Consider the following 11,147-nt stretch of genomic DNA (forward strand, 5'->3'; position numbering starts at 1 on the left):
ATATATTATAAGAGCTTATTAATCATGAATATTAAAATATTTTTCATTAAAAATTTTTAAATTGACTAATTTAAGTTGTATTACTAAAAACATTAAGAAAAATTTTTCTGAACTACGTTAAAAATTAAAAATAAAATTATAAGTCCCTCTTTTCTTAATAAGAGGTTTATTATATTTAAAATAATTACCCTATCCAACATAAAATAATACCAGTTAAAAGATTAAAAAACCTTATAGAGAGTAATATTAATTTAATCTAGGGAGTAATATTAATTTTGAAATTTTAGCAAAATTAAAGAATGATCACTTACCTCTCTCTGATAAAAATTTTACTAAGCTATTTTTACACTTATCCAATAATGGTAAGGCATAAATCTTTGCTATTTCCAACTAGAATTTATTGGAAAGTTCATTGATATTCAGAATCTGACAACATGTAAAACTCAATATTTCAGTATTATGATTAACTACTCTTTGTATAATAATTTTACAGATTCTAATCTTTTACTATTCGATTAACGAACTAACAATTGATTGAACAATTTTAGGACCTTGATAAATTAAGCCTGTATAAATTTGTACTAAAGAAGCTCCCGCCTTTAAAAAGGCTTTGGCGTCTTCAGGAAAAAAAATACCTCCCACTCCAACAATCGGAATAGAATCCTGCACCAATATATGAAGTTTTTTAATTATGTTAAGGGTTTTAGGAAATAGTGGCTTACCGCTTAGCCCACCCTTTTTATTTGCGTAAATCAAGCTTTCCACTCCTTGACGACTATTAGTTGTATTAGTAGCAATCAATCCTTCTAGACGATGTTCCAAAGATAAAAATGCAATCATTTTCAATTCTTTCAGTGTTAAATCCGGTGAAATTTTCAAAAGTAATGGCACATGTCGTTGATAACGCTCCTCCAAATCACGCTGTTCTTTTTTAAGCTGACTGAGTAATTTTGAAAGATATTGTTCAGATTGCAAGTTTCGTAAGCCAGGGGTATTAGGAGAAGAGATATTTATTGTCACGTAATCTACGTAAGGATAGGTTTTTTCAAAACAATATCGATAGTCCTCATAAGCATTTTCTAAAGAAGTTGTTAAATTTTTACCGATATTTACTCCAATAATACCCTTTATTTTTCGCTTTTTAAATTGTTCCACAAAATAATCAACACCCGCATTATTGAAGCCCAAACAATTAATTAAGGCTTGTGCTTTTGATAAACGAAATAAACGTGGCTTTAGATTACCAAATTGAGATTTTGGAGTCACCGCACCTATTTCCATAAAACCAAAACCAAGTCCAAGTAACGGATCTATGTAATCACCATTTTTATCTAAGCCTGCTGCAAGTCCAACTGGATTTGGAAAGTGCAAACCAAACGCTGAGGTAGGTTTTTGTGGAAAATGCTTTAGATATCGTTTAATCATCCAAGGACGAAAAAATAATTTTAAAGCTCTTAAAGTCAAATAATGTGCTTGTTCAGCTTCTAACTGAAACAATAAAGGACGCAAATATTTATAAATCATAAAGCAACTCTTGATCCATATCTGCAACATTAGGTTACTTCTTTGCTGCAGTTTATAAAGCATTGCCTGCACTTTAATTCTATAATCTCTTTCCTGTAAAAACACTATAACTGCACCGAAAAAAAGGAGAAACTTCCACTTTCTTATTTTTAAAACTGGAAATACTCTTATTTTTAGAGTAATCCTCACTAACTCTAAGAAAATTTTCTAATCATGACTGCTTATAAAATTTATTTATTACAAAACAAGAAATCAGTATCAGTACACAACGACGCTAACTCAAATTAAAAATCTTCGAAAAAAAGAGTTAAATAAGAAATTTCATAATGATCTTTTATTCGGCTTTAAGAATAATCATTTACAAAACATCCTATATAATGATTCCAAACCTTAAAAATATTTTCCAGGGTCTGCTCACCTTCTTCTTAAATTTGATCTTCATAAACGGTAGAGTTGAATTAGTAAGTCTTACAAAATCTCCAAAATCTCATCGTCATGCTCAGGATATTATATAATTATGCTCGGATATATTTAAGAGGTCATTCTCATACATAATGAGAATCAGCACATCACTACATTGATGTTGATGTATCCGATTTTATAAATTTCGTTTGATAGATTTCAAAAAATTAAAACTCGCAATCCTGTCTCAGGAGAATCTAAAATTTTTCACTCCCAATCATCGTGTATTAAAAGCAAGCATAACTGGGTAATCCATAAAACAATAAATCTACCTAAGATTCATCTGGTATCTTTTAAAAACTTGATCATGTTATCTTTCGTATTAAATAATTAAAATAACGAAAACTTATCAAAAACTTCCCAGTAAGTAATTTAGGTATTTATTTAAAAAAAAGAATAATCTACTCTCCTTACGAAGGTAACTAAGCTCCACTACTAATAGGTAATCATAATATGTTTGATAAACATATTTTCCAGCTCGATGATAGCGTTCAAATACTACGCGAAACAATAAAACAGTTTTCTGAACAAGAAATTGCTCCTCGAGCAAGGGAAATAGATATGACGAATCAATTTCCACGCGATCTTTGGCCCAAGTTAGGTAAATTAGGTGTTTTTGGAATTACTGTGGATAAAAAATATGGAGGCGCTCATATGGGTTATCTTGCCCATGTAGTTGCTATGGAAGAAATTAGTCGTACTTCGGGTTCTGTTGGATTAAGTTACGGTGCTCATTCTAATTTATGTATTAATCAACTAAGCCGTTTTGGTACGGAAGAACAAAAACAACGTTATTTACCAAAGTTAATTAGCGGAGAGTATGTTGGTGCATTGGCTATGAGTGAAAGCGAATCAGGCTCCGATATCATTAGTATGCGTCTCTCAGCCAAAGAAGAAGCAGATGGATTTATTTTAAATGGCACTAAAATGTGGATTACAAATGGCTTTGAAGCGGACGTGCTAATTGTGTATGCCAAAACTGATTCCACTAGTATCGGGTCACGCGGTATAAGTGCCTTTTTAATTGAAAAAAAATTCAAAGGTTATCACACTACTCAAAAGCTTGATAAATTAGGGATGCGTGGATCAAATACCTGTAAATTAGTTTTTAATAATTGTAAAGTCCCTAAAAAAAATCTATTAGGTGAAATAAATCGAGGTGTTCCAATATTGATGAGTGGGCTTGATTACGAACGACTTGTTCTAGCCGGTGGACCTTTAGGAATAATGCAAGCCTGTATGGATTGTGTTTTACCTTATATTCATAAACGCAAACAATTTAAAAAATCTATAGGTGAATTTCAATTGATTCAAGCTAAAATAGCTGAGATGTATACCGTATTAAACGCCAGTCGATCTTACGTATATGCGGTAGCTCAATCAACCGATCATCGTGGTAAAATTTACCCTAAAGATGCCGCGAGTGTATTAATGTTTGCTGCTGAAAATGCTACCCAAGTAGCTTTAAAAGCTATTCAATGTTTAGGTGGTAACGGATATATTACGGAATTTCCAGTAGAACGATTTTTGCGTGATGCTAAATTATATGAAATTGGTGCGGGTACATCAGAAATTAGACGAATTATAATTGGCCGTGAACTTTTTCAAGAAAGTGAACACTGATAAAGATCCCATCATTGTTCTAATACCCAGGCGTACATCAATAATTATCATCATTGATTATTATACTAGATATTTCAAAAAAGCCTTCAAATGAATTAGGTACTCTAGCAATCAAAGCGATAGTTGCACACCCTAGACTTTGAACCCCAAAACGCTGATGGAGTCATTATAAGTTGTAATGTACTATTTTTTATTAGGCAAAAAGGTATCAGATTAACAAGGTGCTATAAAAAATAAAGCTTCTAGCAAATATTACCTGAAACCATTGTTAACAAGATAAGATGTGTGAATTTAGAATAAAACCCATTATAATAACCTAGTTATAAGATTCTTGGTAGATTTTAGGATTTTTGATAGCTGTTAAAAAACAAAAAAGTAAATATCTAATCAACGATAAAAATTATTGATGATTTTGGTCATCCCCTAAAAAGCCTACCTAGTTTACAATAGCACCAAATGACACTATCTACAAAAATATTTAGGAAAAATTACTTGAAAAGAAAAAATTCATTGATTTGAAAAATCAATAAAACCATTACTGTTCTTACACTGAAATCTATAAAAGAAATTAATTTATCTAATAAAAAAGTTAATTTCTACTGAGGTTTATAATCCTCTCCCTAGGCAGATTCTATCAACGCTTCTAGCACATGTATGATAGTTATTTAAATCTTAAATATATTATAAAATATAATAAATATTGTAAAAAATAATTTACACAACAGCATCACCTCCTTATGTATCGGACAGTGAGAAAGTAATAATAATTGCAATTGTAAGTAAAACTGTTTAAAACTTATCTAACTCTCCTCTCTACATATCCTCCTCCGTTTTTGGGAGAGAGTGAAGGGGGTCACAGTATGACATATTAAAAAAAGATCACCTATGGCAAAAATTATTTCGAAAATAAAAATTAACAGTGACGAATTTAAGAATAACAAAAAAGCTATGGAAGCACAGATTCAAAAACTAGAAAGAGTGCTGTTTGAAATTCAGCAAGGAGGCCCAGAAAAAGCTCGCAACCGTCAACGGGAACAAGGAAAATTATTGGTACGAGAACGTATCGATCATTTATTAGATCCAGGTTCACCTTTCCTAGAATTCTCTACTCTCGCTGGTTATCAACTTTACAATGACACCGTACCTGCAGGAGGAATCATCAGTGGAATTGGCCAAATTACGGGACAAGAATGCGTAATCATAGCTAATGATGCTACTGTTAAAGGTGGCGCTTATTACCCGATTAGTGTAAAAAAACATTTACGTGCTCAAACTATTGCAGAACAAAATAACCTCCCTTGTATCTATCTCGTCGATTCTGGGGGAGCTTATTTACCAAAACAAGATGAAGTGTTTCCTGATCGGAATCATTTTGGTCGTATTTTTTATAATCAAGCACGTTTATCTGCCAAAAATATTCCACAAATTTCTGTCGTTATGGGATCCTGTACTGCAGGAGGAGCTTATGTCCCTACAATGGCAGACCAAGTAATTATGGTCAAAAATCAAGCAACTATTTTTATGGGTGGTCCCCCTCTTGTAAAAGCAGCAATAGGCGAAGTAGTTACTACCGAAGAATTAGGAGGCGCCAAGATTCATTGTCAACTTTCTGGTGTAGCCGACTATTTAGCTGAAAATGATTGGCAAGCACTTAAATTAACTCGAAGTCTTATAAATCATCTGAACCGTAAAAAAAATATCCGACTTTATATCCGAACCCCTCAAGAACCTGATTACCCTATTGAAGAACTTTTAGGAATCATTAATAGGGATCCTCGGAAACCTTACGATATTCACGAAATTATTGCTCGATTGTTTGATGCGTCTTCATTTGAAGAATTTAAAGCATTGTACGGAACTACCTTAGTTTGTGGCTTTGCACATATTTATGGCTATCCTATAGGAATTATTGCTAATAATGGTATTCTTTTTTCAGAATCTGCACTTAAAGGCGTCCATTTTATTGAATTATGTAGTCAACGCAAAATTCCTTTGGTTTTTTTACAAAATATTACCGGTTTTATGGTTGGTAAAAAATATGAAAATACAGGAATTTCTAAACATGGTGCCAAAATGGTTCATGCTGTCGCATGTACAGAAGTTCCAAAATTTACTGTTATTATTGGAAATAGTTACGGCGCAGGAAATTATGCCATGTGTGGTCGTAGTTGCGATCCACGATTTTTATTTATGTGGCCTAATGCACGTATTGGAGTTATGGGCGGAGAACAAGCTGCAAACGTCTTGGCAGAACTGAAGCGTGATCAAATGAAACGGCACAGTAAAATATGGGATGGAAAAGAAGAATCTCAATTTAAAGCCAGTATCCGAAATAATTATGAAGCACAAGCTAACCCTTATTATTCCAGTGCTCGGCTATGGGACGATGGTGTGATTAACCCGATTGAGACTCGTCGAATATTAGGTCTTTGCATTTCTGCAAGCCTAAACGCACCTATTCGGAGAACCCGTTTTGGAATTTTTAGAATGTAAAATTTTTAGAATGTAAGATTACAATGGAAGATAGGAACGACAATCATGAATGAATTTACTTATATCCGACAACATTATGAAGATAATATAAGTTTAATTACTTTTAACCGTCCTGAAAAACATAATGCGCTTAATGAGAAATTTATTGCTGAATTAAAACAAGCTTTACAACAAGCAAATGAGGAAGACAGGTGTCAAGTCATTATTATTAATGCGGAAGGAAGTCATTTTTGTTCGGGTATGGATTTAAATTGGATGAAAGGTATGGCAGAATTTACTCGTGAAAAAAATGAATCTGATGTACTCACTTTTGCGAACCTTTTACAATTGATTAATCAATTATCAAAACCTAATATCGCTTTAGTTCAAGGAAATATTATTGGTGGAGGTATTGGTTTAATTGCTTGCTGCGACTTTGTAATTGCTTCTACTGAAGCTAAATTTTGCTTTCCTGAAGTTAAATTAGGACTAACCCCTGCAACTATTGCACCTTATATCATTCGTGCTATTGGATATAGAGCTACTTGTCGTTATTTTTTAACGGCAGAATTTTTCAATGCTGTAGAAGCCCAAAAATTAGGACTTCTCCACCACATTATTAATCAAAATGAATTACTAACAACTGGAAAAAATCTAGCTAAATTAATTACTGAAAATGGTCCGCAAGCTTTATCTCAGGTTAAACAATTGCTTAACAATTTATATCCAATTAACCAAACTGTTGTTTCGCAAACTGCAGCAGTATTAGCTACCGTTTGTTCCTCCAAAGAAGCTCAAGATAGAATTAAAGTATTTTTAAAAAATAAACTCTAATCGTTCATTAAGGAGTTTAGTATTTCTATGTTTCAAAAATTATTAATTGCGAATCGCGGTGAAATTGCTTGTCGAATCATTAAAACAGCTAAAAAATATGGCATTAAAACTGTTGCAGTGTATTCTTCGATTGATCAAGAATCGCGTCATGTCAAATTAGCTGATGAATCTTTTTTTATTGGTTCGCCTCCTCCTGCAAAAAGTTATTTAAATCGTGAAAAAATTATCGATGTTGCGTTGGAAGCAAAAGTACAAGCTATTCATCCAGGTTATGGATTTCTAGCTGAGGATGCAAAATTCGCCAGTTTATGCCAACAAAAAAAAATGATTTTTATTGGCCCCCCCCCTCAGGCTATTAGTGTTATGGGAAACAAAGGTAAAGCCAAGGAATTAATGGAAAAAGTTGGTGTTCCCGTAATACCAGGTTATCAAGGTGCTTTCAAAGATTTAAACATATTACAAGAGCAAGCTATAAGAATAGGATTCCCTCTTTTAATTAAAGCAGCCGCTGGCAGCGGGGGAAAAGGAATCCGTTTGGTCACGAATAATAATGACTTAGAAAACGCACTGCGATCCGTCCAACGAGAAGCAAAATCAAGTTTCGATGATCATACTGTGTTTCTGGAAAAATATATAAAACCGGCGCGGCATGTTGAAGTACAAATCTTTCTAGACCAGAAAGGCGATGGCATTTACTTATTTGATCGAGATTGTTCTATTCAACGTCGCTACCAAAAAATTATTGAGGAAGCGATTGCCCCGCATCTAAAAAACACTACCCGACAAAAAATGGGAGAAACTGCTATAAAAGCTGGAAAAAATGTTAATTATAAAGGTGCTGGAACAGTGGAATTTCTGGTAGATCAGTCAGAAAATTTTTACTTTATGGAAATGAATACTCGTTTACAGGTTGAGCATCCGGTAACAGAAATGATAACTGGATTAGATTTAGTAGAATGGCAATTCAGAATCGCTAGCGGAGAACCTCTTCCTTTCTCTCAAGAACAAATCAAAGTCACAGGACATGCTTTTGAAGCCCGGATTTATGCTGAAAATTGTAAAAATAATTTTTCTCCTTCTATAGGAAAACTAATTTACTTTGATTTACCTCCCGAAGACAAAGGAATACGCTTTGATACAGGAGTCACTCAAAATGATATTATTACTCCCTATTACTCCCCCCTGATCGCCAAATTAATTGTTCATGAAAAAGATCGAGCAACTGCTTTACAATTATTACAAAATACTTTAGAAAAAATTTTTATTATTGGAATCAATACAAACATATCCTTTCTACACCAAATTTGTAGCACTCAAGTCTTTAAAGAGGCTAAAATTCATACAACATTAGTTGAAACTGAAATCTCTAGAATTCTTCAAAAAGAATTATTACCTGACGAGGTTTTATTAATTGCTTGTTTTGCCGAGTTGCAGCAACAAAAAATGATAATACAAAAATTAGTGTCTCAATCAGTAGATCCGTACTCTCCATGGTTTATTCATGACAATTGGCGTTTATTTTCACCGCCTGAAAAAATCTTACAATTTTGGTATAAAGAAAATAGTTTCGAAATTAAAGCTATGGAAAAGCCCAATGGTGATCAATTAATTTTTATGCAACGTTCATTTTTGATTACTGGACAAAAGCAAAATCGTCATCAGTTTAAAATTATTTACAACAATAAAGTTTTAGAAGCAGCTGCCATTCTTTGTGCAGAAGATTGGCATATTTTTTATAAAGCGAACTATTTTGTACTTTCAAAGCAAGACCCTAAAGCTTCAATTACTAACGAAGTAATTTCTGATAGTCAATTGATTGCTCCAATACCAGGCACTATTATTGAAATTTTTGTTAAACCTCATCAATCAGTAAAAAAAGGCAATCGCCTTCTTATTTTAGAAGCCATGAAAATGGAGCATACTCTCACTGCCCCTAAAGATGGAGTGATAGAAGCCCTACTTTGCAAAATCGGTGACTTAGTAGATGAAGGTACACAGCTTTTGCAATTAAACTAAGAGCATATTATTTATAAACCACTATCACTAATGATCAAGAAAGCTACTAAAATCTCTCTAAAAGATTAGCATTTATTTTGCAATAGCTAATAATAGCAACATAGTTAATATGTTAAACTAGCATGACAGTGATCGCAATAAGTAAAAACCTAGAATGTAGCATATGAAACTATTGATTAATTCTAGAAACTGCGATCCTTCCATAAAGTTTCCTCTCCGTGGAAAGAACCCCAAATCACAATTTTTTTTAACGTACGTAAATTGATGTATCCCCATTATTTAATTTGTAAATGAAGCGAGTAAGAGATATAGAGATTTTGAGTCAAAATAAGCTCTTTACAACCTACTTATTCTAAATGCATCTTAGTGACTAAAAAATCAATAAAATCTTAAAACTATTTAGTTTTAGCATCTACTATTTTTATTTTGTTTGCTTAAACTGCCATATTATTATCATGACCATAATAAAACAACAGTTCTAATTAGATATTATCTCCTGCTACAATGAAGAATAAGACCATTACTTGGAATTTAGCTATAAATTGTACATATTTTACTACTGCGTTCATAAAAGTACCTATCATGCATCATGGTTACCACACGATACAATTTACTGTATAGAAAATAAAATTACCAAAAACATATCGGTAATTTCTTTAAGCGTTTAGATGAATATCCACGGCTAGCTGATGAAGTGTATAACCAGCTAATAAAGTAATTGTTAAAAACCTAATAAAAAACTTTCTAAAAGTTTTTATTTTTATTTTTACTCCTGAATAAATAAAATTCAAGCATCATTTTAAATCAAAAATAGTTATAATCAAACATAAATACAAAAATTGAATAAATTTTGGTTAAGTAATTTTACTACTATATAATCAATCAAAGAATGCTTAATTTAGAAAAAAATAGTAAAAATATTATGATTGTAAAATACAGAGTTGATTTCGTTTTCTATTCTTTTTGGTTTAGCGCTTAAAAGCGTTAAGTATCTGTGTTTATGTTTTTAAATTCACCATAATTAATTGAAACGCAGACTATAAGGTCGGTATTATGCAAAAAACAGACAATTTAAGAATAAAAACTATACGGCCCTTGATGCTTCCCGCTCTTCTTATGGAGGAGTTACCTTTAACAGACAGAATTGCCAGTAAGATAAACCAAGCACGCGCAGCTACTAAAAGCATTATCCATGGAGAAGATGATCGCTTGTTAGTTGTTGTCGGTCCTTGTTCTATACATGATTTTAAAGCTGCTCTGGAATACGCTTCTCGAATTAAAGATCGTATTCCCAAATACTTAAGTGAATTATTTATTATTATGCGAGTTTATTTTGAAAAGCCTCGCACTATTATTGGATGGAAAGGTTTAATAAATGATCCCCAGTTAGATAACAGTTTTCAAATTAATCAAGGTTTACGAATCGCCCGACGTTTACTTTTAGATATCAATCAGTTAGGAGTACCTACCGGTAGTGAATTTTTAGATACCATTATTCCTCAATACATCTCCGACTTAACGACCTGGTCAGCCATCGGAGCTCGTACCACCGAAAGTCAAATTCATCGAGAACTCGCTTCAGGACTCTCAATGCCGATTGGCTTCAAAAATGGAACAACAGGAAGCATACAAGTAGCTATTGACGCTGTCCTTGCTGCGCATCACTCCCATCATTTCTTAGGTGTCTCCGAACAGGGCATCGCTGCTATTATTAGCACTACAGGTAATCAAGACAGTCACGTTATTTTGCGTGGTTCCATTCAAGGTACTAACTATGACCCAATAACAATTGCAGAAACTATCAAAAGATTAAAGTCAGCCCATTTATTCCCTTCAATAATGGTCGATTGCAGCCATGGTAATAGCGGAAAAGATCATAGAAAACAAATGCAAGTTATAGATTCAATTTGCGGCCAGATCCATCAAGGAAGCTTCTCAATTTTTGGCGTTATGATTGAAAGCAATTTAATTCAAGGTAAACAACCTCTAAAATTTGGTAGACTACTAAAGTATGGACAAAGCATCACTGATGCTTGTATTTCCTGGGAAGACACAGAAATAGCATTTAGTAAATTAGCTAAAGCTGTTATTGCCCGGCGTCGCCAGAATAAGGGAACAACAAGTATCCAACAATACTAAGGTATTACTTATTATAGTAACATTTTACTTTAAAGTAATACTTTACTTTACTGTAAATCTGTCTCTTATACAACTTT

The 11,147-nt window shown here is 32.9% G+C and carries 6 protein-coding genes; 5 read left to right on the top strand and 1 reads right to left on the bottom strand.

Going from position 1 to position 11,147, the window contains the following annotated elements; translation table 11 throughout:
- Positions 1–507: 507 nt before the first annotated feature.
- Positions 508–1,524 carry a quinone-dependent dihydroorotate dehydrogenase gene (locus CLERM_RS02065; RefSeq protein ID WP_102156943.1) on the bottom strand — a complete coding sequence of 339 codons (1,017 nt, stop codon included), beginning with the start codon at positions 1,522–1,524 and terminating at the stop codon, positions 508–510.
- Positions 1,525–2,439: 915 nt separating this feature from the next.
- On the opposite strand from CLERM_RS02065, the gene CLERM_RS02070 reads away from it, so the two are divergent.
- The 5 genes from CLERM_RS02070 (at position 2,440) to CLERM_RS02090 (ending at position 11,070) form a co-directional block, all read left to right on the top strand.
- The gene (locus CLERM_RS02070; RefSeq protein ID WP_102156944.1) at positions 2,440–3,609 is read left to right on the top strand and encodes an isovaleryl-CoA dehydrogenase; all 1,170 of its coding nucleotides are present in this window, start codon (positions 2,440–2,442) and stop codon (positions 3,607–3,609) included.
- A gap of 885 nt (positions 3,610–4,494) precedes the next feature.
- Positions 4,495–6,102 (top strand): carboxyl transferase domain-containing protein, encoded by a 1,608-nt coding sequence (locus tag CLERM_RS02075; RefSeq protein ID WP_102156945.1) that lies wholly within the window; start codon positions 4,495–4,497, stop codon positions 6,100–6,102.
- Between the two features lie 45 nt (positions 6,103–6,147).
- Positions 6,148–6,915 (top strand): enoyl-CoA hydratase-related protein, encoded by a 768-nt coding sequence (locus CLERM_RS02080; protein ID WP_102156946.1) that lies wholly within the window; start codon positions 6,148–6,150, stop codon positions 6,913–6,915.
- 27 nt (positions 6,916–6,942) lie between these two features.
- The gene (locus tag CLERM_RS02085) at positions 6,943–8,931 is read left to right on the top strand and encodes an acetyl/propionyl/methylcrotonyl-CoA carboxylase subunit alpha (protein ID WP_102156947.1); all 1,989 of its coding nucleotides are present in this window, start codon (positions 6,943–6,945) and stop codon (positions 8,929–8,931) included.
- 1,053 nt (positions 8,932–9,984) lie between these two features.
- On the top strand, positions 9,985–11,070 hold the full coding sequence (locus CLERM_RS02090; protein WP_102156948.1) for a 3-deoxy-7-phosphoheptulonate synthase: 1,086 nt from the start codon (positions 9,985–9,987) through the stop codon (positions 11,068–11,070).
- Positions 11,071–11,147: the final 77 nt, after the last annotated feature.

The organism is Coxiella-like endosymbiont (assembly GCF_002871095.1).
In the GTDB taxonomy this organism is placed as follows: domain Bacteria; phylum Pseudomonadota; class Gammaproteobacteria; order Coxiellales; family Coxiellaceae; genus Coxiella.